Here is a 25674-nt window from a genome sequence, read left to right on the forward strand (position 1 = left end):
CTGTCGGGGCGGACGGCCCGCTTCCTATCGTTCGGGCATGGACTTCACACTCGAACTGCCCACGGGACCGCTCGCCGAGGCCGTCCTCACCACCGTCCGCGAGACCGAGACCCTTCCGGTCGCCAACCACAGCGTGCGGACGTTCTTCTTCGCCGAGATCCTGGCGGCCCGCGAGGGATGCCTGACGGACGCCGCGTACGACCGTGAGCTGCTGTTCGCCGCCACCGTGCTGCACGACCTCGGCACCGGCACGCTCGCCAAGGGCGCGGCCCGCTTCGAGGTCGAGGGCGCGGACCTGGCGGCGGAGCTGCTGCGCCGTCACCAGGTCCCGGAGGCGGACGTGGACCGGGTGTGGGAGGCGATCGCGCTGCACACCTCGCCCGGCATCGCCGAGCGGCGCGGTCTGCTCAGCTACCTCACACGGGAAGGTGTGGGCATCGACTTCGGCCGCCGCGCCGACGTGGCCGAGGAGCACCAAGCCGCGATCCACCATGCCTATCCGCGGCTCACCATGGTGCGTTCCCTGGTCGACGCGATCGTGGAGCGCGCCGCCCGCTCGGACGCGGCGGCGCCGCGCTACGCACTGCCCGGCGAACTGCTCCGGGAGCGCGCGGCGGACGGTGTGACGGGGCTTGAGCTGGCGGCGGCGAGCTGTCCGTGGGGTGAGTGACGGCGATCGCCCCGGCCGGTCCGCCCTCAGGGGCGGGGCGCGGTCTCCCGGGTGTGGACCTCCAGGGCGGCGCGGACGGCGGATTCGACGGCTCCCTCGATCCAGGCCGGTTTGACCGAGGTGTGGCAGCCCGCGAAGTGCAGCGGGCCTTCCGCGGTGGCGACGTCGGGCAGCAGTTCGGTGTGCTGGCCGGGCAGGAGGACGGACGCCTCGCCGTACGCGTAGGGGTCGCGCATCCAGGACTGGGTGCGTCCCATGCCCGTGTAGAAGACCTCGACGCGCTGCCCGTACACGTCCTGGACCCCGCCGAGCGCCTTCGGGTAGCGCTCCTCGTCGTCGAGGGCGTCCCACTTCAGGGCGTCGTCGGCCCAGCTGTACGACGCCAGCAGGACGCCGCCGGGGCTTCCGGGCACGGGGTGGGACGGCTCGAACATGAACCGGTTGGCGTTGTCGCTGGTCGAGCCGCCGCCGATGACCTGGGCGGCTTCGGGCTGGTCGCGTAGGGCGGACCGGTGGGCGGCGTAGTGCGCGCGCTGGCCCGCGGTGATGTGGCCCGGCGGCACGGAGGGGTGAGCACCGAGCAGGGAGCCGTCGCCGGGGGTGGCCCCGCGCCGGTACCGCTCGTACAGGCCGGGGCTGATGGCATCGAGCTCGGTCTTCCAGTCCGCCTCGTCGAACTCCCACCAGCGGCGGGAGAATTCGAGCAGCACCTTGGTCGCGGCGTCGTAGTGCAGTTCGGTCACGGCCCTCCGCTTGCCGTACGAGAGCGCGGGGGTGAAGGTGACGTGGCGCAGGCCCGCGAAGGGGACGGTGATGATGGCCTCGTCGCCGGTGAACGACTCGCGGACGACGGTGCCGTCGCGCCCTTCGGAGACCGTGTGGACGGTGACCCCGCCGCGCGCGCCGTGTTCGACCCGCACGGCGCGGCGGTCCAGGCGGACGACGTCCGCCACCTTCGCGTACAGCGCGTCGGCCAGCGTCGCCGTGCCGTCGGGCAGCTCGTAGAAGGCGGTGTCCGGGCTGATCAGCGCGGCGGACAGGAAGCTGTGGACGAAGGAGAGGTGGAGCCGGGAGGTGACGTTCTGGACGGTGCCGACGAGGTCGACGGTACGTGCGTCGAGTCCGGCCTCCTCGGTGAGGTACCGGTACATCGACCAGTCGCCGTACCGCTGGAGCACGGCGGCCCAGCCCTCGACCAGGGCGCGGCCCTGCTTGCCTTCGATGAGGGAGCGCGCGGGCCCGAGCGCCGCCCGGTAGATCTCGGCCGCCGTGGTGTCCAGGTGCTTCTCCGGCACGCCGAAGGTGCGGTTCAGGGTCCGGGGCCGCCGCTCGTACTCCGAGCGGCGGACGCGGACGCCGTTGGCCTGGATCCAGGTCCGGTTCGCGGGCCTGCCCGAAGAGTCCACGTCGGTGAGGTAGAACCGGCGGCGGCGCAGCCCGAGTCCGTCCATCAGGCCGGTGACCAGCGGGTGGCTCTCGGGGATGCGCATCGCGCCTGCTTCCGCGTACTGGCGGCGGTCGGCGAAGGGCTGCGCGGCGCCCTCGTGGCCCCCGGTGCGGAAGGTCTTGATGCGGCCGCCGACCCTGTTGCCGTTCGCCTCGACGACCGTCACGTCGTGTCCGGCACGCCGGAGCAGGTCCGCCGCGACGAGGCCCGCGGGCCCCGCGCCGACGATCAGGACCTTCTTGCGGCGGCGCCCGCGCGGGAGTCCGTCGTGGAGCAGGATCCTGGCGTAGCCCGGGACGAGCGGTGCGTCGTGCTCGTCAAGGACCAGGATGGCCCGGGCGACGGCGAGGCACGTCTCCCAGGAGGCGGCGGGAGCCTGCGGAGCGGGCCGCCCCGGAGGCGTGCCGGGCAGGGCCGTGGCCGGTGAGGCGCCGGACAGCGCGGTGACGAGGGCGGCGGCGCCGGTGGTGGCGACCACGGCGCGCCGGGTGAACGGTGTGTGCATGCCCGCACTCTTGGCGACGGCGACGGCCCCGCCGCGCGGGACACACACGGGCGTCCGGAATTCACCGCCACGTGGCCGCCGTCGCGTCCGCCGTGCGGCCGAGGTGTGAAGTGCGCGGCGTGCCCGGCCTGCCTTCCCCGCTCGTCCCGGCCGGGATCGCATCATGACCCCGCCGCCGGTCGCCGGCCGGCCGCGTGAGTGGGGAAGCGGGGAGGATCGGGAGTGCTTGTGCTGCAGCGGTTCCGCTACCGGGTCGACACCGTGATGGGACGGGGCGCCCCCGCCCTGTTCCTCGTGCTGGCGGCCCTGTGCTGTCTGTTCGCCGTCCTGAACGGCCTGACGCTGCTCCTGTTCGCGCCGGACGGCATCCGGCCCGCGGGCGCGCGTTCGTCGGTGTGGGCCGGATTCCTGCGAGTGCTCAGCCCGGCTCTGCTGGTGAAGGACCGGGGATCGGCCCCGTACCTCGCCCTCGCGGTCGTGATGGCCTTCAGCGGCATCATGCTGATGAGTGCTCTCATCCCGGTCATCAACGCCGGTCTGCACAACCAGCTCGCCCGGCTGCACGCCGGAAGGTCCCCCGTCGTGGAATCGGGTCACACCGTGATCCTCGGCTGGTCCTCCCAGGTGCATGTGCTCATCGCCGAGCTCGTCGAGGCCGACCGGGGCCGCCGGCGCCGCTCGTGCATCGCCGTCCTCGCCGCCGGGGACCGCACCCGGATGGAGAACGAGATCCGGGAGCGGGTCCCCGCCCTCGGCGGCACCCGGGTCGTCTGCCGGACCGGGGACCCGGCCGACCCCCAGGACGTGTCGCTCATGCATCCCCAGCGGGCCCGCTCCGTGATCGTCCTGGCGGCCGAGGAGGACCGTCCCGACCTCGGCGTCATCAGGTCGCTGCTCGCCGTGGCCAGGGCCCGGCACGAGCCGGACACCGGCCCGTTCGTCGTCACGGGGATCGAGGACCACCAGAACCTCGCCGCCGCGCGCCTGGCCGGCGGCCGCCGCTGCCGGGTCGTCAGCACCCAGGGCTTCATCGCCCGGCTCATGGTGCAGAGCAGCCTGCAGTCCGGACTGTCCGACGTCTACACCGAGCTGCTGGACTTCGCGGGCCACGAGCTGTACACGAGCCGCCATCCGGAACTGACCGGACGCCGGTTCGACGGCATCCTGCGGGCCTTCCGCGCCTCCACGGTCATCGGGCTGCTCCGGCCGGACGGCACCATCCTGATGAACCCCGCCGGGGACACCCGCGTCGGCGCGGGCGACGATATCGTCCTCATCAGCGAGACCGCCACCAGCATCGCCCTGCTGCCCGAGGTTCCCGAGCTGCCCGAGGTGCCGCGCCCCGGGGTGCCCACTGCCGCGCGCAGCGGCCGCAGCGTCCTCGTCCTCGGCCACAACCACCGGCTCACGGACATCGTCGAACAGTTCGCCGCCCATCTGCCGACGGGGTCACGCGTCCATGTGGTCGCCGACGCGCCGGACCCGGTCGACGACGCCTACGAGGCCGGTCTGGAACTGACGACCCAACGGGCGGACACCACTCGGCGCCACGTCCTGGAGGGCCTCCGCGTGGAGAAGTACGACCATGTGATGGTTCTCGGCCCCGACGACCACGACCCGCGCGGGGCGGACGCCGGGACGCTCACCACGTTGCTCAACCTGCGCGACCTGGCGGGGGACGAACCCCCGCCGTACACCCTGGTGACCGAGATGACGGACGACCGCAACCGTGTCCTGGCCCAGGCCGCCCGGCCCGACGACCTGATCGTCAGCAGCAACCTGCTCAGCCTGCGCCTCGCCCAGATCTCCGAGAACCCGCATCTCGACCGGGTCTTCGACGAACTCTTCGCCCCCACCGGCTGCCAGATCACGCTGCGCCCCGCGGCCGACTTCGTGCCTCTCGGCCGGCCGGTCGGCTTCGGCACCGTGATCGAGTCCGTCCGGGGCCACGGCGACCTCGCCATCGGTCACCGCCTCGCCCGCCACGTCGGTGAGCCGCCACACCACGGCGTCCGGCTGAACCCGGACATGACCGCCACGATCAGCTACGCCCCGGAGGACCGGATCGTGATCCTGACCTCGACCTCGGTCATCCCGCCCGACTGAGCGGGGAGGGCTGGTGGTTGCCGGGGGCGGGCGCGGGGGGCTTCGGGGCGTGGCCGGCCCCCGCGCCGACGGGGTGCGGGCAGGGCCGGGGCGTGGCCGGCCCGCGCCGGATGAGGGCGCGGGGCCGGATGGGACGGTTCGCGGGGCGGCCTCAGCGGCGGGCCCCGCGGCGCTCACTTCAGTGCCAGTACTTCATGTCCGTACGTCCTCCCCCGTGGTGGCGCGCAGCGTCACCTCGAAGCGGTCGAGTCCGCGCAGGGTGAGGTTGCGCCGGTGCCGTGGTTCCGCGACCGCCCGTGCGCCGGGGTGATCCGTGGCGAGGGTCCCGAGGACCGATCCGGCGAGCCGGATCGCCATGGACGCGCCGAGGCAGGCGTGGGCGCCGCGGCCGAACCCGAGGTGCGGGTTGGGCGCGCGGTCGAGTCGCAGCTCGGAGGGGTGGTCGAAGCGCGCCGGGTCGTGGTGTCTGGGGGCGCCGTTGGCGCGGGTGGAGGCGCGGGTCGCGTGGGGGACGTTGTTGCGGCGGTTCCCGGATCTGCGGCTGGCGGATCCGGCGGAGGAACTGACGCGGCGGGAGGGGATTTTGCGGGGGATGGCGAAGCGGTGCGGGTGCGGGTTGCGGGTCGTCGGTGGTGCGGGTCGTCGGTGGTGCGGGTCGTCGGTGGTGCGGGTCGTCGGGGCCTCCGTGGGGGTGGGGGTGTCCGGACTGTCGAGTCCGCCGTGCTGCGCACGAGCTCCCTCGCCTTTACGTCCGGACACCCCCACCCCCACTCCGACCCCGACCCCCTCCCGCCGGACCCCTGGCAACCGGGCCCGGGTGGGTGGGCCCCCGCCCCGCCGGACGGGGAGGGTGAGGGTGGGTGGGGAAGGGGGTGGGTGGGGACCCGTCCACCGCTGGCTGGGGTGGGTGGGGGCCGTTCGTCGTACGGGGAGCGTGAGTTGGGGTCAGGGGGTGTGGCGGAGGGCTGAGGCGTAGGCGTCGTCCGGGTCCAGGCGGCGGAGTTCTTCCGCGATGAGTTCGGCCGTCGTGCGGACCTTGAGGGCCATCACGCGGCTGGGCTGGCCCGGGATGGAGAGGTGGGCGACCGGGCCCTCGGGGCGGTCGATGCGGATCTCGCCGTCCGGGGTGCCCATGCGGACGGCGGTGACGACGGGGCCGTCGGTGACGACCCGCTCCACCGGTACGCCGAGGCGGTCGCCGAACCAGCGGGAGAGGAGTTCCGCGCTCGGGTTCTCCGCCTCGCTCTCCACCGCCGCCGAGGTCACCGTCGCGCCTGCCTGGTCGAGTGCCGCCGCCAGCAGCGAGCGCCAGGGGGTGAGGCGGGTCCAGGCGAGGTCGGTGTCGCCCGGGGCGTAGGAGGCGGCGCGGGTCGCGAGGGCGGCGATCGGGTCCTCCATCGCGTAGGCGTCGGTGATCCGGCGCTGGGCGAGGGAGCCCAGCGGGTCCCGGCTGGGGACCTCGGGCGCGTCGACCGGCCACCAGACGACGACCGGGGCGTCCGGCAGCAGCAGCGGCAGGACCACGGAGTCGGCGCGGCGGGCCACCTCGCCGTGCAGGCGGAGCAGGACGGTCTCGCCCGCGCCCGCGTCGGTGCCGACCCGGACCTCGGCGTCGAGGCGGGTGACGTTGCGGGCGCGCGGGGCGCGGGCGTGCCGGGTGATGACCACCAGGGTGCGGGACGGATGTTCGCGGGACGCCTCGTTCGCGGCCTTCACCGCGTCGTAGGCGTTCTCCTCGTCGGTCACGATGACGAGCGTGAGGACCATGCCCACCGCCGGCGTGCCGACGGCGCGGCGGGCCTCCAGGATCGCCTTGTTGATCTTGCTGGAGTTGGTGTCCGTGAGATCGATCTTCATGACCGGCACCGGTCCCTTCCGTCGCATGCCCGCGTCCGCGGCTCGCCCCGCTCTCCCGTCAAGCCCCGAGCGGCGCGGAATCTTCCCTGATCGGGATCTTCTCCGAACACTACTCAGGTTCCGGGCGGCGCTCGTCCCGGGCACCGGGTTCAGGACTCGGAGACCGCCAGGACCAGCTTGCCCCGGGTGTGGCCCTCGCTGTTGAGGCGCCATGCCTCGGCCGCCTCGGCGAGCGGCAGGACCCGCTCCACGAAGACGGTCAGGCGGCCCTCGTCCGCGAGCGCGGCCAGGGTCGCCAGCCCGATGCCGTCGGGGCGCACCCAGACGTAGTGGCCGCCGAGCGCCGCCGCCCGGTGGTCGGCGATGGACGCGAGCCGCCGGGCCGAGCCGAGGAGTTCGACCGACACGTCGAGGGACTCGCCGCCCACGAAGTCGAGCGCCGCGTCGATCCCGTCCGGGGCGAGGGCGCGGACCCGCTCCGCGAGCCCGTGGCCGTACGCGACGGGTTCGGCGCCCAGTTCGCGCAGGAACTCGTGGTTCGCGGGGCTCGCCGTGCCGATGACCCGGGCGCCGCGGGCCACCAGAAGCTGGACGGCGAGCGAGCCCACGCCGCCGGCGGCGGCGTGCACCAGGACGGTGTCGTCGGGTCCGGCGCCGACCCGGTCGGCGGACTGCAGCGCGGTGAGTCCGGCGAGCGGCAGGCCCGCGGCCTGTGCCCAGCTGTACGAGCGCGGTTTGCGGGCCAGCATCCGGACCGGGACGGCGACCTGCTCCGCGTAACCGCCGTGCTCGGCGCTGTCCTTGCGGATGTAGCCGATGACCTCGTCGCCGGGGGCGAACTCGGTCGAGTCGAGGCCGTTGCGGCCGACCACCCCGGCGATGTCCCAGCCGGGGATCATCGGGAAGTGGCTGACCATGATCGGGTCGAGGCCGCCGGCCGCGAGTTTCCAGTCGACCGGGTTCACCCCGGCGGCCCGGACCTGGACCAGGACCTCGCCGGGGGCCACCTTGGGTTCGGGCAGCTCGGTCAGGGCGAGGGCGTCGGGGCCCCCGTACGACGGCAGTGTGATGGCCTTCACCGGGTCAGTCCTCCGTGTCGCGCGGGTCGGTGCCGTGCTCGTGCGCGGCGGGATCGTGCGTGGTGTGGTCGTCCGAGGTGTGGTCGTCGGTGGCGCCGCTCTTGGGGTGCCGGGCCGTCCGGTCGTGGCCGTTCGTGGCGGCGGGCCCGGGCGTCTCGCGGGCGGTGGTGTGCTGCGGTTCGGGTTCCTCGGGTTCCGGAGCGCGTACGGCGTCGGCGCGGCGGCCGACCACCGCCGCGGCGGCCAGCGCGGCGCCGACGAACGCCGTGGCGACCACCCAGGGGCGGTCCACCACATGCCCGGTGGCGTGGTCGAGCGAGAGCCGCCCCGCGCCGGTGATCCCGATCGCGGCGGCGGTGAAACCGAGGAACGCGGGGTACTCGTAGCCGCCGCCCATCGCGAAGAACCCGGCCGGGGCGTGCACGGCGACCGCTCCGGCCATCGCCCCGGCCGCGGCGGCTCCGGCCGCCGGGGTGGCCAGGCCGAGGGCGAGCAGCGCGCCGCCGCCCGCCTCGCCGAGTCCGGCGGCGACGGCGCTCTGCCGCCCCGGGTGGAAGCCCATCGCCTCCATCGAGCGGGTGGTGCCCTCGATTCCTCCGCCGCCGAACCAGCCGAACAGCTTCTGGGCACCGTGCGCGACGAGGACGGCCCCGGTGCCGGCCCGCAGCACGAGCAGCCCGAGGTCACGGCGGTTGAAAGCGGTCATGGGGTCTCCCGGGTCGGCGGTACGGCGGTACGGGCACGGGGTGCCGGGTGCGGGCGGTCCGGTCGCGGCGGGCGCGCCCCGTACGGCGGGGGCGTCCGGTGCGCGTCCGGCGCGGTCCTGCTCCTCCACTCTGCTCCGTACCGCCGGACAACCCTTCGCGCTGTTCGTCCATACAGGTCATCTTTTGCGGCGTACGTCCGGTGCTGCTTGAGTGAGAGCGCCGATCACGGGCCGATCGGTGCCTCGGCGACGCGAAGGAGTGTGGGGACGGATGACCGCTGGAACCGCAGAGCCGCCCGGGACCGCCGCGCTGCGTGCCCGGGTGAGGGAGCTGATGCCCCGGGCGAAGGAGGACCTGGCCCGGCTGGTGGCGCTGCGTTCGGTCGCCGATCCGCGTCAGTTCCCGCCCGAGGAGTGCGCGAGGACCGCCGACCTTCTCGTCGACGCGTTCACCGAGGCGGGTCTGCGGGACATGCGCCGGGTGCCCACGCCGGACGGCAGCGACGCGGTGGTCGGGCACGCGCCGGGCCCCGAGGGCGCGCCGACCGTGCTGCTCTACTGCCACTACGACGTGCAGCCGCCGCTCGACGACGCGGCCTGGCGGACCCCGCCGTTCGAACTCACCGAGCGGGACGGCCGCTGGTACGGGCGGGGCGCCGCCGACTGCAAGGGCAACATCGCCATGCACCTGACGGCGCTGCGGGCCCTCGGCGGCGGCGACGGCGGCCCGGACCGGGGGTTCCCGGTCTCGCTGAAGTTCGTCGCGGAGGGCTCGGAGGAGCAGGGCACCGGCGGACTTGAGGAGTTGGTGGCGCAGCGGCCCGATCTCTTCGCCGCGGACTGTCTGTTGATCTGCGACACCGGCAACTTTGCGCGCGGGCTGCCGACCGCGACGACCTCGCTGCGCGGCCTCACCGACGTGGTCGTGACCGTGTCCACGCTCAAGGGCGCCATGCACTCCGGCATGTTCGGCGGCCCGGCCCCGGACGCGCTCGCCGCGCTGATCCGGATCCTGGACAGCCTGCGCGACGAGGCGGGCGACACCACCGTCAAGGGCCTCGCGTCGGACGGCATCTGGGAGGGCGTCGACTATCCGGCCGAGCAGTTCCGGGCCGACGTCGGCGCGCTCGACGGGGTCGCCCTGCTCGGCAGCGGCACGGTCGCCGACGCCCTGTGGGCCAGGCCCGCCGTCACCGTGCTCGGCATCGACTGCCCGCCGGTGGTGGGCTCGTCGGCCGCGGTGCAGGCGTCGGTACGGGCCCGGGTCAGCCTCCGGGTGCCGCCGGGCATGGACGCCGACGAGGCCCGGTCGGCGCTCACCGAGCATCTGCGGGCGGCGGCCCCGTGGGGCGCCCGGGTGGAGGTGACGCCGGAGAACGCGGGCCAGCCGTTCCGGGCGCGCACCGACGGCAACGCGTACCGGACCCTGGCCGCCGCCTTCCGGGCGGCGTACGGGAAGGACATGGTCACGGCGGGGCAGGGCGGGTCGATCCCGCTGTGCAACGTGCTGGCCGGGCAGTTCCCCGACGCCGAGCTGGCGCTGATCGGGGTGGAGGAGCCCGGCTGCCTGATCCACGCGCCCAACGAGAGCGTGGACCCGGAGGAGATCGAGCGGATGGCGCTGACCGAGGCGTTGTTCCTGAGCACGTACGCGACCCCGCTCTGACGGGTGCGCGGCAAGACAAGCGGCAACAGTGGAGGACCGTGATGACCGAGACCCATGAGCGCCCCCCGCACGACGGCCCGTCGGGCGGCGCCCGCGACGACGACCTGCCGCCGGGACCGCTCGGCATGCTGGCGGGCAACGCCTGGCAGGCGCTGCTGCTCGCCGGGATCGCCGCGCTCGTGCTCGGTGTCCTGGTGCTGGTGTGGCCGGGCGCCTCGCTCGTCGTGGCCGGTGTGCTGTTCGGCCTGTATCTGCTGTTCAGCGGTGTGATGCAGCTGATCGCCGCGTTCGGCACGCACGCCAGGACCTCGCTGCGGGTGATGGCCTTCATCAGCGGCGCCCTGTCGATCCTGCTGGGCCTGTTCTGCTTCCGGGGTGCGATGCAGTCGATCCTGCTGCTCGCGCTGTGGATCGGGATCGGCTGGCTGTTCCGCGGCATCACGCAGACCGTGGCGGCGGCGTCCGACGAGCGGATGCCCGCGCGCGGCTGGCAGATCTTCCTCGGCATCGTGAGCGCGCTCGCGGGTGTGGTGCTGATCGTGTCGCCGCTGGAGTCGGCGGCGGTGCTGACCCTGATGGGCGGGATCTGGCTGCTGGCGGTCGGCGTGGTCGAGATCGTGACGGCCTTCCAGGTCCGCTCGCGCGCCAAGCACATCCCGCCCGGCGTCTGACCCCGCCCCCCGCGCCGCCCGGCCCGTCCGCCCCGCCCCGGCTCCCCCGCCGGGGCGTCGGCGTGTCCGGCCTCGTCGTGTCCGGCCTCGTCGTGTCCGGGGCGCGGGGCGGCTGTCGCCGGTGGCGGTCGGGGCCCGGCGGGGTCCGGCCGCGCCGCGCTGCGCTACATTTTGCCGGTCCTTGACCGCGATCAGCCACGATCCTTCCCTCCCGGAGCCGGCACCCCATGAGCGACATCCTCAACGGCCTCGGCCGCACCACCGCGTACGGCGCCGTCGGCGTCGTCCTGCTGATGCTCGGCATCCTCCTCGTCGACCTGCTGACCCCGGGCAAGCTCGGCCGGCAGATCTGGGAGGATCGCAATCGCAACGCCTCGATCCTGCTGAGCTCCGCGCTGCTCGGCATAGGCGGCATCGTGTTCACGGCGATCTGGACGACGTACGACGACTTCGCCAAGGGCCTGGTCTCCACCGCCGCGTTCGGCCTGCTCGGGCTCGTCCTGATGGCGGTCGCGTTCCTGGTGGTCGACCTGGTGACCCCGGGCAAGCTGGGCGCGACCCTGGTCGACCCGGAGCCGCACCCGGCGGTCTGGGTGACCGCCTCGTGCAACCTGGCCGTGGCGGCGATCGTCTCCGCGTCCATCGCGTAGTTCGTGGTCCATCGCGTCGTTCCTACCGGCGGTCGGTGAGCACCTCGGCCAGCCGGTCGGTGAAGCCGGTCAGCCAGTCGAGCATCGGTCCGCCGCGGGCGACCCGGAACCCCTGGCGGCGGCCCCAGAAGGACGCCCGGACGGCGTGGAACTGGGCCCAGCGCCGGACGCGTTCGCGGTCGAGCTCCGCCGCCTCGGCGAAGACGTCCACCACGCGGTGGGCGGCCTTGCGCAGGTCGTCCGCCTCGATGAGGGTCAGCGCGCGGGACTTCAGCAGGGTGCCGCCGTCGTAGGCGGGATCCCCCACGTGGCCCTTGGGGTCGACCGCGAGCCACGGCTCACGGTCGGCCCGCAGGATGTTGCGGGCGTGCAGGTCGCCGTGGATCAGGGTGTCGGGCTGGGTCCTGCCCAGGTCGTGGACGGTCGCCAGGGCGGCGTCCAGCGCCTGGCGCGACAGGGTGTGCGGCAGTTCCCCGGCGTCCGCGCGCAGTTCCTCCTCCCAGGCGCCGGCCTGGTCCCGCAGCCGGGGCAGGCCGGGTGGCGCGGGGACGGCAAGCCGCCGGGCCAGCCGGGCGGCGACCGTGACGACCTCGTCGCCGTCCTCGACCTCCGCCAGGGTCGTCGGCCGGACCCGCTCCAGGAGCATGGCGTACCGCTCGTCGGCGCGCTCGTGCAGCAGGACGGCACCGCGCCCGCGCCACGCGGCGAACGCGTCCGGTTCGTGGACGTTGCCGGGATGCGGGAACGACACCTTGAGGACGGCGCTCTCCCCGGTCCGCCGCCGGACCGGGACGATGACGCCGACGCCGCCGTGCATGACCGTGCCGTCCGGCACACACCCCCAGCGGTCCAGCAGGTCGGCCACGATCCCGGGCAGTTCGGCGAGCCACGCCGCGCCCGCGTCCCCCTCGCGGTCGACGGTGCTCCGTACGAACTCCTGCGGCAGTGCGGTCATCCCGGCACCCTACGCGGCGGCCCGGCCGGTTCCACCTCCAGGTAACGGCGGTGGCCCGGGCCCCGGTAGAGGAGGGCGTCCCAGCCGAGCGGGGCGAGGGCCTCGGCGCAGGCGGTGAGGGCGGTGTCCGCCTGGTGGGCGGCGCCGGAGCCGGGTGGGCCGACCCAGCCGACGACGGTCGTGCCCGGGCGCTCACCGGGGGTGACCCGGTAGCCGGTGGCGACCCGGGTGCCGGCGGCGTCGACGGCCGAGGGCGGCTGCTTCGCCGCTTCGAGGGCCAGGGCCACCGCCCGTACCGGCTGGCGGAGTTCCCATTCGGCGGGGTGGGCGGCCGGATCGCCGCCACCCTGCCGGTGGGTCAGCCGCCGGATCTGGAGCAGCCCTTCGAGCGCGGCACGCACCTCGCGCGAGCGCTGGTCGGCCGCTTCCGGTGTCCCCGGTGGCGGTGGTCCTTCGCCGGTCGCCGCGGTGAAGGTGCCGCTCACAGCAGGCGCCGGATGTCGCCGCGGACCCGGTAGAAGCCGCCGGACGCCGGGTGCAGCGCGTCCACCACATAGCGGGCGCCGGGCTCCCTGATGGCGCGCGGGAACTGCACGAACCAGCCCTGCTGGTAGCCGTCGCTGAGCACCCGCACCCGGGTCCTGCCGCTGTCCTGGAAGCACTCCACGACGACCGATCCGGCCGGGGCGGCGCTGACCGCGTCGACGGCGGCGACGGTGGTGGCGGGCGTGTGGACCGGCAGGGCGGCGGCGAGCTTGATGTCCTGGGCGACCGGCACCTCGCCCTGCTGGGCGGCGGTGATCGCGGCCTCGCTCGCGTCCACGCAGACCAGCGAGCCGTCGGTGGTCACCAGGTAGAGCCGCTCGTCGTGGTACTGCATGGAGAGCGCGGAGCCGCCGCCGGTGCCCAGCTTCCACAGCCGGGTGCCGTCCTCGGCGAAGCAGTAGACGGACGAGGCGCTGTCCCCGGCGAAGACGAACCGGCCGCCGGGCGAGGTGGCGCACGAGTAGACCACGCTGTCGCAGCGGTAGACCGCCTCGGTCGCGCCGTCCTTCTTGGCGAGGCGGTGCACCGCGCGGCGGCCGGTGCCCGCGTAGACCGCGGTGTCCTCCTGCCAGCCGAACAGCACGCCGCCCTCCAGCGGGGTGTGCCAGCGCTCCCGGCCGCCCTCGGGGGCGTGGGCGGTGACGCCGCGGCTGTCGCCGTAGAAGACGGCGGTGCCGTCGGCGCGCACCATCCAGGCGTGCTCGCCGCGGCCGCCCTGGGACCACTGGTGCTCGTCCTCGTGGTCGATGACGGTGAGCCGGCCGGAGCGGTCGGCGACGTTGAGCACGCCTTCGTGGATGTCGAGCCAGAAGATGTCGACGTCGGCGGCGATGTCGTAGGCGGCGAAGGGCAGTTTGCCGGAGAGATCGTAGACCCGGCCGTCGTCGCAGCCCGCGTAGATCCAGAAGTCGTCCGCGACCAGGCACTTCACGCCGTCGGGCAGGCTGTAGCGGGCCAGCACCTCGCCGGTGTGGCCGAGGGTGAAGACGTCGCCCGCCTGGTTGCCCACCCAGAGCCGGTCGTCGTCGACGTGGATGCCGAAGGCGGCCGAGCCGGTGCGGAAGCGCCACAGGACCGGGGCGACGGCGCGGGCGGTGGAGGGCGCGGAGGCTACGGCGCGCCGGGTGACCGAGCGCGGCGCGCGCTGTCCCTGGACCGCGGGCGCGTATCCCTTACGGACTTTCTCCCCTATCTTCCGGGCCGCCGCGGCCTGCGCCTTCTCGTGCGTGGGGAAGGTCGAGAGCTGCGTCTGCCCGGCCGCGCCGATCCGTCCGTAACGGACCGACACCACCGTGCCGTCGACCGTCACTTCGTAGAACTTGTGGGCGCCGCCGTCGTCCTGCGACAGCTCCAGATAGGTCTTCGTCGTCATGTGCGAAACGGTAGGGGCAGCCACTGACAACGCCTCCTGATCCGGTCCCGGGGCGGGTCGTGAGCAGTCCGGACCGGTGCCGGACAGGGACCAAAGTCCGTCCGATTCGGGACTTTGGTCGTCGCATTCCGGACATTAACCCCTGTGAACATAGATCCGATGATCATCCGACGCGTCGTCACCTCCGTTCCGTCGGGGCGAGGGACAACCGGAAGGGCCTCATGACCGAGCGACCGAAGCGGCCCCTGCCCGTGCGCGTGCGTTTCCACGCCGACGGCATACCGATGGACGACCTGTTCCGCGCCGACCCGGCGGCGCCCACCGCGACCCTGGACGCGGTCCCCCACCCTCCGGCCGAGAGGTCCCGGCCGGAACGGACCCGGGCCACCGACCCCGGCGGTTCCGGCGGTTCCGGCGGTTCCGGCGGTTCCGGCGGTTCCGGCGGTTCCGCCGGTTCCGGCGACGGGCCGCCGCTGCGGCCGCCGCCCGAGGAGCCCGACCTCACGGAACGGGGCGGCGCCGCCCTGCCCGGCTGGTGCGCCGTGCTCGTCGGTCTGACCGCCGTCGGCGCGGCCGCCGCCATGCTGTGGCGGACCGGTGGTCCGCCGCGCGCTGACCGGCTGCTGCCCTGGGAGTGGGGCGCGCTCGCGGGCTGCGCCGTGGTCACCGTGGTCGCCTTCGGCGGCCTGACCCGGGGCCGTACCGGATCGGCCTGGGTGCTCTCCCTGTTCGGCCGCTACCGGGGCAGCGTGCGGCGCACCGGCCTGGTCTGGATCAGCCCCTTCGTGCTGCGCCGCCGGATCGACGTGCGGCTGCGGCACTGGCGCAGCGAGCCGATCGCCGTGGTCGACGCGGAGGGCGCGGCGCTGCGGGTGGTGGTCCTGGTGGTGTGGTCGGTACGGGACACCGCGCGGGCGCTGCTCTCGGTGGACGACCATCTCGACTATCTGCGCGAGCAGGTGGAGGCGGCCACCGCGCGCGTGCTGTCCCAGTTGCCCGCGGACGCGTTCCGCGGCGACGGGCCGACGCTGCGCGACGCGGAGGCGGTCGGCGCCCGGCTGACCCGGCTGCTCGCGGCCGAGTGCCGTCCGGTCGGCGTCGCCGTGTTCTCGGCGCAGCCGACCCGGATCGAGTACGCGCCGGAGGTGGCGGCGGCGATGCGGCGGCGGCAGATCGCGGCCCTCGACGCCAAGCACCGGGACTCGGTGCTGACCAGTGTGATCGACGCCGTGGACGACACGGTGACCCGGCTGACCAGCCGCGGTCTGGTCGATCTCGACGACTTCGAACGGCAGGCCCTGGTCAAGGACCTGACCGTGGCCTTCTACACCCGACGGGGCGGACTGTCCGATCAGAGTCAGGAGTGAGTGCACAGTGACAGTGAACGACACGGCCAGCAACGCGAGCGAGGACACGATCGGGACATCCGGCCGGGACGGCGACACGCTGGAACTGCGGGTCCCCGGCTTCACCGACGAGACGGCGGCGGCCGGCTGCGACTGTCCCGGCTGCGCGGCCGCCCGGGCCGCCGCCCGCGCCGGGCGCGGCGGCGCGCCCGCCACGTTGCGCGGGGTGCGCTGCGCGGTGGTGGCGACGGTGGGCGCGGTGGCGCTCGCGGGCACCGGCGCGGGCACCGCGGCGGCCGAGCCCGCGCCGTCCCACGCGGGCTGGGACGGCTCCCGCTACTGGTTCAAGAGCGAGTCGGGTTCCTGGCGTTGGACCAGCCACCGGGACGTGTACGAGCGGCGCGCGGGCGGCGCCAAGGCGTCCGCGGGCGGGTCCCAGGCGGCCCGCCCGGCCGGGAAGTCCGGCGGCGGCCGGACCGGCGAGCCGGTGTTCCGCGGCAAGCAGGGCTGGGACGCCACGGACCGGGTCTACTGGTTCCGCAGCGGCGGCCACTGGTACTGGACGAGTCACCGCTCGAAGTACGAGCAGCGCACCGGCCGGCACGGCGGCGGGGGCGACTCCGGCACGGCCAAGCCGGGCAACCGGCCCGGCGGCGGGGGCGGGAACACCGGTGGCACGGTCACCCGGGGCTGGACGACGCCGGTCTCCTCGTACGTCTTCACCGGCTACTACGGCCAGCGCGGCGCCTGGTCGAAGGGCTACCACACCGGGCAGGACTTCGCGGTGCCGACCGGCACCACGGTCCGCGCGGTGGGGCCCGGCCGGGTGGTACACACCGGCTACAACCGGAGTTACGGCAACGAGGTGGTGATCCGGCACGCCGACGGGCGCTACACCCAGTACGCCCATCTCTCCCGGATCGAGGTGTCGGCGGGGCAGAGCGTGTCGGGCGGGCAGCGGATAGCCCGGTCCGGCGCGACCGGCCGGGTGACCGGCCCGCACCTCCACTTCGAGGTGCGGACCTCCCCGTCGTTCGGTTCGGACGTCAACCCGCTGGCGTATCTGCGCGGGCACGGCGTACGGGTCTGACGACCGCGCGGCGGCCCGTCCCCCCGCCCGGGCCGCCGCGGCGCACCGGATCACGCGGACAGGTTCTCCTTCGGCGCGGGGTGCTCCGTCGCCGACAGGTTCTCCTTCAGCGTGATCCGACCCTTGCGCAAGGTGGCCAGGCGGGGCGCCCGGCGGGCGATGGCGCTGTCGTGGGTAACCATCACGAAGGTCAGTCCGCGTTCCTTCCAGAGCCCTTCGAGCAGGTCCACGATCTCGTCGCGCATCGACTCGTCGAGGTTTCCGGTGGGTTCGTCGGCGAGCAGCACCTTGGGCTCCTTCACCAGGGCCCGGGCGATCGCCACCCGCTGCTGCTGGCCGCCGGACAGTTCGGACGGCAGATGACCGGCGCGCTCGCCGAGGCCCACCGAGTCCAGGGCCGCAGCGGCGCGCAGCCGCCGTTCGGCGGTCCGGACGCCGAGCGGCACGAGCGCCGTCTCCACGTTCTCCTCGGCGGTGAGGGTGGGGATCAGGTTGAAGCTCTGGAAGACGAACCCGATGAGACGGCTGCGCAGATCGGTGAGCCGCCGCTCCGAGACGGTGGCGAGGTCGGTGCCGTCGAGCAGCACGCTGCCGGAGGTCGGCCGGTCGAGGCCGCCGAGCATCTGCAGCAGGGTCGACTTGCCGCCGCCGGTGGGGCCCTGGATGACGAGCCGGTCGCCCTCGGCAATGGTGAGGTCGACGCCGTCGAGCGCGTCGACTCTCTCCTGACCTCGGCGGTACTGCTTGGTGACGCCGGTGAGTTGATACATGACTGGGTGACTCCTGGGTACGGGTGGGGATTTCGGCGAGGGCCCGGGCGGTGCGCGGCCGGGCGGTGCGGCCGCCCGGGCTACTCGACGCGGCGCAGCGCGTCGGCGGGGCGCAGCCGGGCGGCGCGCCAGGCGCCGAAGGCGCCCGCGACGAGGCCGCCGCCGAGGGCGAGCAGTACGGCGAGGCCGACGGTGGTGAGGCTGACCGGGGCGGTGAGGGCGATGTCGAGGGTCTTGCCGAGCGCCTGGGTTCCGCCGCCGCCCGGCCCGCCGCCGATCGCCATCCGACCGCCGCCGCCTCCGGCCGGGCCGCCGAAGGTGCCCGCGCCCATGCCGAGCTGGGCGGTCAGGGTGGGGGCGGCGGCCGTGATCAGATAGGCGCCCGCCAGACCGACGGCGATGCCGAGGGCGCCGCCGATCAGTCCGTTGACAAGGGCCTCGCCGACGACCTGGCGGGTGACCCGGCCGCTCTTCCAGCCGAGCGCCTTCAGAGTGCCGAATTCGCGGACCCGGCGGCTCACGGCGGCGGAGGTGAGCAGTCCGGCGACCAGGACGGCGGCCAGCAGCACGGTGTACGAGAGCCAGCGGCCGACGCTGCCGGCGAGCCCGGCGGCGGTGTCGAGGGAGCCGGAGACCGTCTTGGCGAGGTCGGCGGAGGTGGTGACCGTGGTGCCCGCCACGTTCTTCTCGATGGCGGCCTTGACCGCGTCGATCCGAGTGGAGTCGGTGGCCTTGACGTAGACCGTGGTGACCTTGCCCTGGGCGTCGGCGAGGGTCTGGGCCTGCCGGAGCGGCAGGTAGACCTGGGCGTTGGCCTGGCCGCTGTCGGCGGTGGCGACGCCGATCACCGCGTACTTCACGCCCTTGACGGTGAGGTCCTTGCCTACGGCGAGGCCCTCCTGCTTGGCGTAGGCGCTGTCGAGGACGACGACCTTGGCGTCGGTCTCGGTCTTCGCGAAGCCGCGGCCTGCGGTGATCCGCGAGGTGGTGAGCGGGCCGAGGTCGGGGGCGGTGACGTCGGTCCCGTACAGGGTGAAGGAGTTGACGTCGAAGGCGGCACCGCCGCCGGTCACCGTGTCCCCGGGCCCGCCGGAGCCACCGCCCGGCCCGGTGGCCCGGCCGCCGCCGCTCTGGCCTTCGGACTGCCCGCGCCGGATCTCACCGCGCTTGAAGTCGCCGTTGATCTTGAGGTCGATCAGGCTGAGCCCGCCGACCGCCTTGGCGACCCCGGCCTGCTCGGCGACCGTCGCCACGGTCGTGTCCGCGAGGCTCTGGAAGCCCTGCACCATCACCCGGTCGCTGCTCTGCGACGCGCCGTCGTCCCGCCCCTTGAACTCGAACCGGGGGCGCTGCGCCTGCTGTCCGGCCTTGGGTTCCGCACGCGCCTTGGTGACGGTGAGGTCGGTGCCGAGGCCGTACAGCGACTCCAGGACCTTGCCCTGGGCCCTGGTCATCCCGGCGGAGACCGAGTTGACGACGATGACCAGCGCGATGCCCAGGGCGAGCCCGGAGGCGACGACGAGCGCCGCTTTTCTGCGGCGGCGCAGCTCGCGCCGGAGGTAGGTGAAGAACATGGGCGCGACGGTAGGAGCGGCGGGTGATGGCCGGATAAGGCCCGGGTGAGAGCGCGATGAGAGTCCCTGAAGGCGCCCGCCGGATCCGGGATGTTGGATCTTGGATCCGAGATGTTGGTACGTGATCCAAGATGTTGGATACGTGATCCGAGACGTTGGATACGGATGGTGGATCCGGGATCCGGGATGTCGGATGTCGGATGTCGGATCCGGGATGTCGGATGTCGGATGTCGGATCCGGGATGTTGGATACCGGATACCGACGGAGGTCAGGTCCCGGCCGTCCGACAGGGTGTCAGTCCCGGCCGTACGCCAAGGGGTCGGCGAGCACCTCGCGCAGGACCAGGGCCGCCGCGCCCCGGGCCGCGTCCGCGGTCATGGTGGCGGGGCGCAGCCGGGTGCGGGCCGGGTTCCAGAGTCCCGAGACGACCCGGTCGGCGAGTTCGGCCGAGGCGGCGGGGGCGAGCCAGCGGAAGAGCCGGGGGTAGCCGCCGCCGAGGACGACGGCCTGCGGGTCGAGCAGGTTGACGGCTCCGGCCAGGGCGACGCCGAGCATCCGGCCCGCCTGGTCGAGGGCGGCGAGGGTGCGCTGGTCGCGTTCCTCGGCGCGCCGGACCAGGGCGTCGAGGCCGGGTGCGCCGGCCGCGCGCAGCAGTGCCGGGAGGCCCGCGTACCGCTCCAGGCAGCCGTGCGAGCCGCACCGGCAGCGGGGGCCCTCGGGGACGACCGGGAGGTGGCCGATCTCGCCCGCGAACCCGTGGGCGCCGCGCAGCAGTTCGCCGTCCAGGACGATCGCGCCGCCGACCCCGGTCTCCCCGGTGACGTGCAGGAAGGTGTGGATGCCCGCGAGGTCGCCGAACCACAGCTCGGCGAGGGCGGCGACGTTGGCCTCGTTGTCGGAGCCGACCGGGAGCGCGGGGGCGCCCGCCGGGCGGGCGGCGGTGAGCGCGCGGGCGAACAGGGTGTCGGCGTCGACCCGGTTCCAGCCCAGGTTGGGTGCGTGCTGCACGGTGCCGCGGGAGACCAGGCCGGGCAGCGCGAGCCGTACGCCGATGGGCCGCAGGTCCGCGGCGGCGGCCTCGTCGAGCACCCGGGCGGCGACGGTGGCGGCCCGTCGCAGCACCTCGACGGGCGCCAGGGCCCGGTTGTCCAGCGGTACGGTACGGCGCATCCGGGCGGCGCCGGTGAGGTCGGCGACGCACACGGCGACGTAGTCGACGTTGAGTTCGACGCCGAGTCCGGCCGGTCCGGTGCGCGCGGCCCGCAGGACGGTGCCGGGGCGGCCGGCCTGGCCGCTGAAGGTCTTGCCCGACTCGATCAGGAGGCCGCGTGCCAGGAGCTGTTCGACGAGCGAGGAGACCGCGGCCCGGGTGAGGCCGACGCGTGCGGCGACCCCGGCGCGGGTGATCTCGCCACTGTCGTGGACGGTGCGCAGCACGAGGCTGAGGTTGCGGCGGCGAATGCCCGCCTTGTCGGCCCTCGGCTCCGTGGGGTCCTGGTGGCTGCGGCTGTTCATGGTGCGCAGAGCCTAACCGCGGTGGGGGCGGAACGACCCGTACCGCATCAGTAGGTTCATTCATCGAACCTTTCGGGTTAGGCTCGGGGCCGCACCGCACCAACCTGGGGAAAGGCAGTATCGCGATGAGGATTCTGGTCGTCGGAGCCGGCGCGACCGGTGGCTATTTCGGCGCCATGCTGGCCCGCGCCGGGCAGGACGTCACGTTCCTGGTCCGGGCGGGGCGCGCGGCCGCGCTGCGGGAGCGGGGTCTGCGGGTGGTGGGCCGGGACGAGGAGTGGCGGATCCAGGCGGAGTTGGTGACGGCGCCGGAGCTGGCCGCCGCGCCCGCCCCGTACGATCTCGTGCTGCTCTCGGTGAAGGCGACCGCGCTGGCGGCGGCGCTCGACGACCTCGCCCCGGCGGTCGGTCCGGACACCGTGATCCTGCCGCAGCTCAACGGCCTGGCCCATCTCGACGTGCTCAATGCCCGGTTCGGGCCCGCGCGGGTGCTCGCCGGGGTGGCGAAGGTGGTCACCACGCTCGACGACACCACCGGGGACATCCTGCGGCTCGCGCCGCTCGCCCAGCTGGAGTTCGGCGAGCAGGACGGGGTGGAGAGCGCGCGGGTACGGGAGTTGCGGGGCATCTTCACGGGCGCCGGGATCGACGCGCGGGTGCCGGAGCACGCGGTGACCGCGATGTGGCACAAGTGGGCGTTCATCACGGCGTTCGGCGCGGTCACCAGTCTGACCCGGGGCACGGTCGGCGAGGCCAACGCGGTGCCGGGCGGTACGGAGCTGGCCACCGCGCTGCTCGACGAGTCGGCCGCGGTGGCGCGGGCGGCCGGGCATCCGCTGTCGGAGGCCGAGCGCGGGGCGAGCCTCGGCGTGCTGACCGCGCCCGGTTCGCCGATGGTGCCGTCGCTCTACCGCGACCTGGTGGCCGGGCGGCCCACCGAGGTCGAGCACCTCTTCGGCGATCTGGTGGACCGGGCCCGGGGGCTGGGCGTACCGACGCCGCTGATGGATCTCGTGACCCTGCAGCTGCGGGTGGCCCAGGCGCGGGCGGCGGCCTAGGGCTTGTCCGGCCGGTGCCGGGGCCGGTCCTGCTGCTCTCCCGGACCGGTCAGGGGGCGACGAAGAGGCGGGGGAAGCGTGGGCCGAGCCAGGGCTTGCGGCCCCAGGCGAGCGCGCGGCCGGTGGCCATCACCGGGACCGGGTCGATCCGGCCGAGGGCCATCAGGAGGAACGCCACCGGCTCGGTGAGCACCGTGCAGTCGGGCCGGGCGAAGGGGCCGGGCTCGGCGGCGACGGCGCCGTCGGCGATCACCACGCCGAACTCGGCGCCGCCCCACAGCCGGACCCGGTAGCGGGCGGTGAGTCCGGCGAGCGCGGCCGGGTCGGTGACCCGGGGCATCACGGTGGTCATGAACGGCAGGGTCAGTTCCACCCGGGCGCGGTCGAGCATGTGGCGGCGGCCGAGCGCCCTGGCCAGGTCGTAGCCGTGGCCGAGCATGTGGGTGAGCAGATAGCCGCCGAGGCGGGCCCGGTCGAGCGGGCCGAGCGGGGTCTCGACGACCTCGTCCGCCGCTTCGGGTCCGGCGTTCTCGACAGCGTCGAGGAAGGCGAGGGCCTGGTCGTGGATCAGCTCGGCGAGCGGCCCGGCGGACCGCTCGGGGAAGGCCGCGAGGGCGACCTCGTTGGCGGCGGCGAGACTCTGCGGGGTGCCGTCGCCGTACGGGCGGGCCTCGCCCGCCGCGAGGTCGGCCATCAGCCGGTTGGCCTGCCCGAGATGGGCCGCGGCCTCGCCGAAGGTCCAGGCCGAGCGGGGCACGGGACCGCCGGTGCCGGGGGCGGCGAGCACGAGGTCGGCGATCTCGCGCGCGGTGTCGCGTATCGCCGTGTCAAGCCCGTCCGGCAGTACTCCCATGGCGCCCAGCTCCCCGGTCCCGTGCCCGGTCCTTCCACGCGGACCGGGCTGATCAGGGCGCAAGAGTAGGGGCTGACCCCGGCCGCTGCCCAGAGGTGGGCGCGGCCGGGGCCAGGGCTGGGCCCGCCACGCGTACGGGCCGGGGTCAGGCGCGCCGGAGTCGCAGGGTGACCAGCTGGAAGGGGCGCAGCTCGATCAGGACGTCGGCGCCGTCGACCCGCACCTCGCCGTCGGCGCCCTCGCGGACCCGTTCCAGGAGGTCGCAGCGGCTCGCGCCCGCGAGGTCGAAGCCCGCGGTGAGCCGGGTGCGGGCCCGGCCGCCGCGCGATTCGTAGAGCCGGACGACGACGTCGCCGCTGCCGTCGTCGGCGAGCTTGACGGCGCTGGCGACGACGGCCTCGTCGGCGACGGTGACCAGCGGCCGCACCTCGGCGGTGCCGGGGACCCGGCGCTCGGGCTGGTTGATCCGGTACCCCTCGCGGACGGCGTCGCCGACGCTCGCGCCGGGCACCAGGGCGTGCCGGAAGCGGTGGACGCCCTGGTCGGTGCGGGGGTCGGGGAACCGGGGCGCGCGCAGCAGCGACGCCCGGACGGTGGTGGTGGTGGTCCCGGCGTCGTCGGCGCGGACGGTCCGGGTCACGTCATGGCCGTAGGTGGAGGCGGTGACCAGGGCGATCCCCCAGCCGGGCTCCTCGAAGTGCACGAACTTGTGGTTGCACGCCTCGAACTTGGCCGCCTCCCAGCTGGTGTTGGTGTGGGTGGGCCGGTGCAGATGGCCGAACTGGGTCTCGGCGGCGTAGCGGTCGGTGTGCAGGTCGAGCGGGAAGGAGGTCTTGAGGAACTTCTCGGTCTCGTGCCAGTCGACCTCGGTGCCGAGGTCGAGGCGCTTCTCCCCGGCGGCGAGGGTGAGGGTCTGGACGGCGGTGGAGGAGCCGAAGGAGCGGGTGACCCGCACGGTGACGGTGCCGGGGGTGTCGGTGACGACGGTCACCTCGTCGGCGTCGGTCAGGTCGGTGACGGTGTTGCGGTAGAAGCGGTCGACGTCCCAGGCGTCCCACATGTTCGGGAAATCAGGGTGGAGTTGGAGCAGATTGGCCGCCGCGCCCGGGGCGACGGCCTCCCGGCCGCTGTCGAGGTCGAGGAGCGAGACGACGAGCCCGCGGCCGTCGACGGTGACCCGGAGCAGTCCGTTGTCGAGGACGTGGCCGCCCTCGGCACGGCGGGCGACCGTGCAGCGCCCGACGGCACGGTCGGCCGGGTCGGCGGCGGGCCTGGCGCCGCCCGCGGGGACCCCGGCGCGCGGGTGCGGGGCGCTGTTGAAGACGACCTCGGCGCCGCCGTCCGCCACCGGGTCCCCGGCGAGGGCGCGTTGGGCACGGTCGATGACGGCGGTCAGTTCCTCGGCGATCCGGCCGTAGGTGGCCTCGGCCTCGCGGTGCACCCAGGCGATGGACGAGCCGGGCAGGATGTCGTGGAACTGGTGGAGCAGGACGGTCTTCCAGATCCGGTCCAACTCCTCGTACGGGTAGGGCAGTCCGGTCCGTACGGTGGCGGTGGCGGCCCACAGCTCGGCCTCCCGCAGCAGGTTCTCGCTGCCCCGGTTGCCCTGCTTGGTGCGGGCCTGGCTGGTGAGCGTCGCCCGGTGCAGTTCGAGGTACAACTCACCCACCCACACGGGCGGTTCGGGATATTCGGCCTGGGCCTTGGCGAAGAACTCGGCGGGGCGCTCCCAGCGTACGGTCGGCGATCCTTCCAGGTCGCGCAGCCGGGCCGCCTTGGCGATCATCTCGCGGGTGGTGCCGCCGCCCCCGTCACCCCAGCCGGTCGGGGCGAGCGAATGCCGGGCGCGGCCCTTGTCCTTGAAGTTGCGGACGGCGTGGGCGATCTCCTTGCCCTTCATGGAGCAGTTGTACGTGTCGACGGGCGGGAAGTGGGTGAAGATCCTGGTCCCGTCGACGCCCTCCCACCAGAAGGTGTGGTGCGGGAAGGAGTTGACCTGGCTCCAGGAGATCTTCTGGGTGAGCAGCCACTTCGAGCCGGCCTCCTTGATGATCTGCGGCAGTCCGCCCGCGAAGCCGAAGGTGTCGGGCAGCCACGCCTCCTGGTTCTCGACGCCGAACTCGTCGAGGAAGAACCGCTTGCCGTGCACGAACTGACGGGCCATCGCCTCCGAGGACGGCATGTTGGTGTCGGACTCGACCCACATGCCGCCGGCCGGGACGAACCGGCCCTCGGCGACGGCCTTCTTCACCCGGGCGTACACCTCGGGCCGGTACTCCTTGATCCACGCGTACTGCTGGGCCTGGGACATCGTGTAGACGAAGTCCGGCTCGTCCTCCAGGAGCGCGGTCATGTTGGCGGTGGTGCGGGCGACCTTGCGGACCGTCTCGCGCAGCGGCCACAGCCACGCGGAGTCGATGTGGGCGTGCCCGACGGCGCTGATCCGGTGCGCGGAGGGTTCGGCGGGCGAGGCGAGGACCTCTTCGAGTTCCGCGCGGGCCGCGGCGGCGGTGCCGTTCACGTCCTGGAGGTCCAGCGCGTCCAGGGCCCGTTCGACGGCGCGCAGCAGGTCCCAGCGGCGGGCGCCCTCCACCGGCAGCTCGGCCATCAGCTCGCCGAGCACCTCCAGGTCGGTCACCAGGTTCCACACGGTCTCGTCGAAGACCGCCAGGTCCATCCGGGCGAGCCGGTACTGCGGCCGGTCGCCCGCCGTGTCCAGGTCACCCAACTCGGTCGGTAGGAAGGGGTGGTAGTCCAGAATCACCGGATTGGCGGCGGCCTCGACGTGCAGCAGCACCTCCTCGCCGCCGACGGCGGGCGCGGCGATCCGCACCCACTGGTTGCGCGGGTTGAGGCCCTTCACCGGGCTGCCGTCCGGTCGGTAGACCAGGCCCTCGCACTGGAAGCCCGGCATGTTCTCGTCGAAGCCGAGGTCGAGCAGCGCCTCCACGGTCTTCCCGGCCCACTCGGCCGGGACGGCCCCGGACACGGTCAGCCAGCAGGTGCTCCAGGGCGCGCCCCAGGCGTCGCCGACGGCGATCGGGGTACGGGGCGCGGCGAGGCCGTCGGCGACCGGGACGGGTTCGCCGGGGGCGGTCCAGACGCTCACGTCGAGCGGGACGGACGCCGGGTACACGGCGGGGCGGACGCGTTCGTCCAGGACCCGCCGGAGCCGGGACTCGACGAGGGTGCGGTCGTCATGCATACGGGACTCTCCGAGATGTCCGAAGGGGTGCG

Annotated in this window: 20 protein-coding genes and 1 pseudogene; 8 read left to right on the forward strand and 13 right to left on the reverse strand. The window is 74.1% G+C overall.

Features of this window, described 5'->3' with window-relative positions; translation table 11 throughout:
- The first annotated feature begins 37 nt into the window (after window positions 1-37).
- On the forward strand, window positions 38-670 hold the full coding sequence (locus tag ACIPXM_RS25815) for an HD domain-containing protein (RefSeq protein WP_401659691.1): 633 nt from the start codon (window positions 38-40) through the stop codon (window positions 668-670).
- Window positions 671-696: 26 nt separating this feature from the next.
- Here the strand turns inward: ACIPXM_RS25815 and ACIPXM_RS25820 are convergent, their stop codons facing one another.
- Window positions 697-2622, reverse strand: a complete 1926-nt coding sequence (locus tag ACIPXM_RS25820; protein ID WP_401659694.1) for an FAD-dependent oxidoreductase — start codon at window positions 2620-2622, stop codon at window positions 697-699.
- A 222-nt stretch (window positions 2623-2844) separates the two neighbouring features.
- Here ACIPXM_RS25820 and ACIPXM_RS25825 point away from each other — a divergent pair, with 222 nt between their 5' ends.
- Complete coding sequence (locus ACIPXM_RS25825) at window positions 2845-4728, forward strand: potassium transporter TrkA (RefSeq protein WP_401659697.1); 1884 nt, start codon at window positions 2845-2847, stop codon at window positions 4726-4728.
- A 192-nt stretch (window positions 4729-4920) separates the two neighbouring features.
- On the opposite strand, the gene ACIPXM_RS25830 is transcribed toward ACIPXM_RS25825, so the two are convergent.
- The 4 genes and pseudogenes from ACIPXM_RS25830 to ACIPXM_RS25845 form a co-directional block, all read right to left on the reverse strand.
- A complete protein-coding gene (locus ACIPXM_RS25830) occupies window positions 4921-5487 on the reverse strand; it encodes a hypothetical protein (RefSeq protein WP_401659700.1) in 567 nt (188 codons plus the stop codon).
- 186 nt (window positions 5488-5673) lie between these two features.
- Window positions 5674-6585, reverse strand: a complete 912-nt coding sequence (gene opcA, locus ACIPXM_RS25835) for a glucose-6-phosphate dehydrogenase assembly protein OpcA (RefSeq protein ID WP_401659703.1) — start codon at window positions 6583-6585, stop codon at window positions 5674-5676.
- Window positions 6586-6734: 149 nt separating this feature from the next.
- On the reverse strand, window positions 6735-7664 hold the full coding sequence (locus ACIPXM_RS25840) for an NADP-dependent oxidoreductase (RefSeq protein WP_401659706.1): 930 nt from the start codon (window positions 7662-7664) through the stop codon (window positions 6735-6737).
- Between the two features lie 184 nt (window positions 7665-7848).
- Window positions 7849-8370: pseudogene (locus ACIPXM_RS25845) on the reverse strand (DoxX family protein); the annotation flags it as partial.
- A gap of 271 nt (window positions 8371-8641) precedes the next feature.
- Here ACIPXM_RS25845 and ACIPXM_RS25850 point away from each other — a divergent pair.
- From ACIPXM_RS25850 to ACIPXM_RS25860, 3 genes are all read left to right on the forward strand, one after another.
- Window positions 8642-10036, forward strand: a complete 1395-nt coding sequence (locus tag ACIPXM_RS25850; RefSeq protein ID WP_401659709.1) for a dipeptidase — start codon at window positions 8642-8644, stop codon at window positions 10034-10036.
- A 41-nt stretch (window positions 10037-10077) separates the two neighbouring features.
- The gene (locus ACIPXM_RS25855) at window positions 10078-10707 is read left to right on the forward strand and encodes an HdeD family acid-resistance protein (protein ID WP_401659713.1); all 630 of its coding nucleotides are present in this window, start codon (window positions 10078-10080) and stop codon (window positions 10705-10707) included.
- Between the two features lie 227 nt (window positions 10708-10934).
- Window positions 10935-11357, forward strand: a complete 423-nt coding sequence (locus ACIPXM_RS25860) for a DUF350 domain-containing protein (RefSeq protein WP_401659716.1) — start codon at window positions 10935-10937, stop codon at window positions 11355-11357.
- Between the two features lie 22 nt (window positions 11358-11379).
- Here ACIPXM_RS25860 and ACIPXM_RS25865 read toward each other — a convergent pair whose 3' ends face one another.
- From ACIPXM_RS25865 to ACIPXM_RS25875, 3 genes are read right to left on the reverse strand one after another with little or no spacing between them, the layout of a single operon-like run.
- Complete coding sequence (locus ACIPXM_RS25865) at window positions 11380-12312, reverse strand: aminoglycoside phosphotransferase family protein (RefSeq protein ID WP_401659719.1); 933 nt, start codon at window positions 12310-12312, stop codon at window positions 11380-11382.
- Complete coding sequence (locus ACIPXM_RS25870; protein WP_401659722.1) at window positions 12309-12797, reverse strand: hypothetical protein; 489 nt, start codon at window positions 12795-12797, stop codon at window positions 12309-12311. Before ACIPXM_RS25870 ends, ACIPXM_RS25865 begins: the two co-directional genes overlap by 4 nt.
- Window positions 12794-14230, reverse strand: a complete 1437-nt coding sequence (locus tag ACIPXM_RS25875) for a WGR domain-containing protein (protein ID WP_401659725.1) — start codon at window positions 14228-14230, stop codon at window positions 12794-12796. Before ACIPXM_RS25875 ends, ACIPXM_RS25870 begins: the two co-directional genes overlap by 4 nt.
- A 221-nt stretch (window positions 14231-14451) precedes the next feature.
- Here ACIPXM_RS25875 and ACIPXM_RS25880 point away from each other — a divergent pair, with 221 nt between their 5' ends.
- Window positions 14452-15597, forward strand: a complete 1146-nt coding sequence (locus tag ACIPXM_RS25880; RefSeq protein WP_401659728.1) for an SPFH domain-containing protein — start codon at window positions 14452-14454, stop codon at window positions 15595-15597.
- Window positions 15598-15604: 7 nt separating this feature from the next.
- Window positions 15605-16666 carry a M23 family metallopeptidase gene (locus tag ACIPXM_RS25885; RefSeq protein WP_401659731.1) on the forward strand — a complete coding sequence of 354 codons (1062 nt, stop codon included), beginning with the start codon at window positions 15605-15607 and terminating at the stop codon, window positions 16664-16666.
- Window positions 16667-16716: 50 nt separating this feature from the next.
- Here the strand turns inward: ACIPXM_RS25885 and ACIPXM_RS25890 are convergent, their stop codons facing one another.
- From ACIPXM_RS25890 to ACIPXM_RS25900, 3 genes are all read right to left on the reverse strand, one after another.
- Complete coding sequence (locus tag ACIPXM_RS25890) at window positions 16717-17436, reverse strand: ABC transporter ATP-binding protein (RefSeq protein ID WP_401659734.1); 720 nt, start codon at window positions 17434-17436, stop codon at window positions 16717-16719.
- 80 nt (window positions 17437-17516) lie between these two features.
- Entirely contained in the window at window positions 17517-19010 is a 1494-nt protein-coding gene (locus ACIPXM_RS25895) for an ABC transporter permease (RefSeq protein WP_401659737.1), read from the reverse strand.
- 295 nt (window positions 19011-19305) lie between these two features.
- Window positions 19306-20526, reverse strand: a complete 1221-nt coding sequence (locus tag ACIPXM_RS25900; protein ID WP_401659740.1) for an ROK family protein — start codon at window positions 20524-20526, stop codon at window positions 19306-19308.
- A 125-nt stretch (window positions 20527-20651) separates the two neighbouring features.
- Between ACIPXM_RS25900 and ACIPXM_RS25905 the strand changes: the two genes are divergently transcribed.
- Window positions 20652-21584: a ketopantoate reductase family protein gene (locus ACIPXM_RS25905; RefSeq protein ID WP_401659743.1), complete on the forward strand. Its 933-nt coding sequence runs from the start codon at window positions 20652-20654 to the stop codon at window positions 21582-21584.
- A gap of 49 nt (window positions 21585-21633) precedes the next feature.
- On the opposite strand, the gene ACIPXM_RS25910 is transcribed toward ACIPXM_RS25905, so the two are convergent.
- Together ACIPXM_RS25910 and ACIPXM_RS25915 are read right to left on the reverse strand one after the other, a co-directional pair.
- On the reverse strand, window positions 21634-22437 hold the full coding sequence (locus ACIPXM_RS25910) for a maleylpyruvate isomerase family mycothiol-dependent enzyme (protein WP_401659746.1): 804 nt from the start codon (window positions 22435-22437) through the stop codon (window positions 21634-21636).
- 145 nt (window positions 22438-22582) lie between these two features.
- Window positions 22583-25642 carry an alpha-mannosidase gene (locus ACIPXM_RS25915; protein ID WP_401659749.1) on the reverse strand — a complete coding sequence of 1020 codons (3060 nt, stop codon included), beginning with the start codon at window positions 25640-25642 and terminating at the stop codon, window positions 22583-22585.
- Window positions 25643-25674 lie beyond the last annotated feature (32 nt).

Source organism: Streptomyces sp. NPDC090025, assembly GCF_044748125.1.
Classification (GTDB): Bacteria; Actinomycetota; Actinomycetes; order Streptomycetales; family Streptomycetaceae; genus Streptomyces.

Coding starts and splice junctions, on each gene's coding strand:
- ACIPXM_RS25815 (WP_401659691.1), top strand. CDS start 38: ATGGACTTCACACTCGAACTGCCCACGGGACCGCTCGCCGAGGCCGTC.
- ACIPXM_RS25820 (WP_401659694.1), bottom strand. CDS start 2,622: ATGCACACACCGTTCACCCGGCGCGCCGTGGTCGCCACCACCGGCGCC.
- opcA (WP_401659703.1), bottom strand. CDS start 6,585: ATGAAGATCGATCTCACGGACACCAACTCCAGCAAGATCAACAAGGCG.
- ACIPXM_RS25850 (WP_401659709.1), top strand. CDS start 8,642: ATGACCGCTGGAACCGCAGAGCCGCCCGGGACCGCCGCGCTGCGTGCC.
- ACIPXM_RS25855 (WP_401659713.1), top strand. CDS start 10,078: ATGACCGAGACCCATGAGCGCCCCCCGCACGACGGCCCGTCGGGCGGC.
- ACIPXM_RS25860 (WP_401659716.1), top strand. CDS start 10,935: ATGAGCGACATCCTCAACGGCCTCGGCCGCACCACCGCGTACGGCGCC.
- ACIPXM_RS25865 (WP_401659719.1), bottom strand. CDS start 12,312: ATGACCGCACTGCCGCAGGAGTTCGTACGGAGCACCGTCGACCGCGAG.
- ACIPXM_RS25875 (WP_401659725.1), bottom strand. CDS start 14,230: ATGACGACGAAGACCTATCTGGAGCTGTCGCAGGACGACGGCGGCGCC.
- ACIPXM_RS25880 (WP_401659728.1), top strand. CDS start 14,452: ATGACCGAGCGACCGAAGCGGCCCCTGCCCGTGCGCGTGCGTTTCCAC.
- ACIPXM_RS25890 (WP_401659734.1), bottom strand. CDS start 17,436: ATGTATCAACTCACCGGCGTCACCAAGCAGTACCGCCGAGGTCAGGAG.
- ACIPXM_RS25895 (WP_401659737.1), bottom strand. CDS start 19,010: ATGTTCTTCACCTACCTCCGGCGCGAGCTGCGCCGCCGCAGAAAAGCG.
- ACIPXM_RS25900 (WP_401659740.1), bottom strand. CDS start 20,526: ATGAACAGCCGCAGCCACCAGGACCCCACGGAGCCGAGGGCCGACAAG.
- ACIPXM_RS25905 (WP_401659743.1), top strand. CDS start 20,652: ATGAGGATTCTGGTCGTCGGAGCCGGCGCGACCGGTGGCTATTTCGGC.
- ACIPXM_RS25910 (WP_401659746.1), bottom strand. CDS start 22,437: ATGGGAGTACTGCCGGACGGGCTTGACACGGCGATACGCGACACCGCG.
- ACIPXM_RS25915 (WP_401659749.1), bottom strand. CDS start 25,642: ATGCATGACGACCGCACCCTCGTCGAGTCCCGGCTCCGGCGGGTCCTG.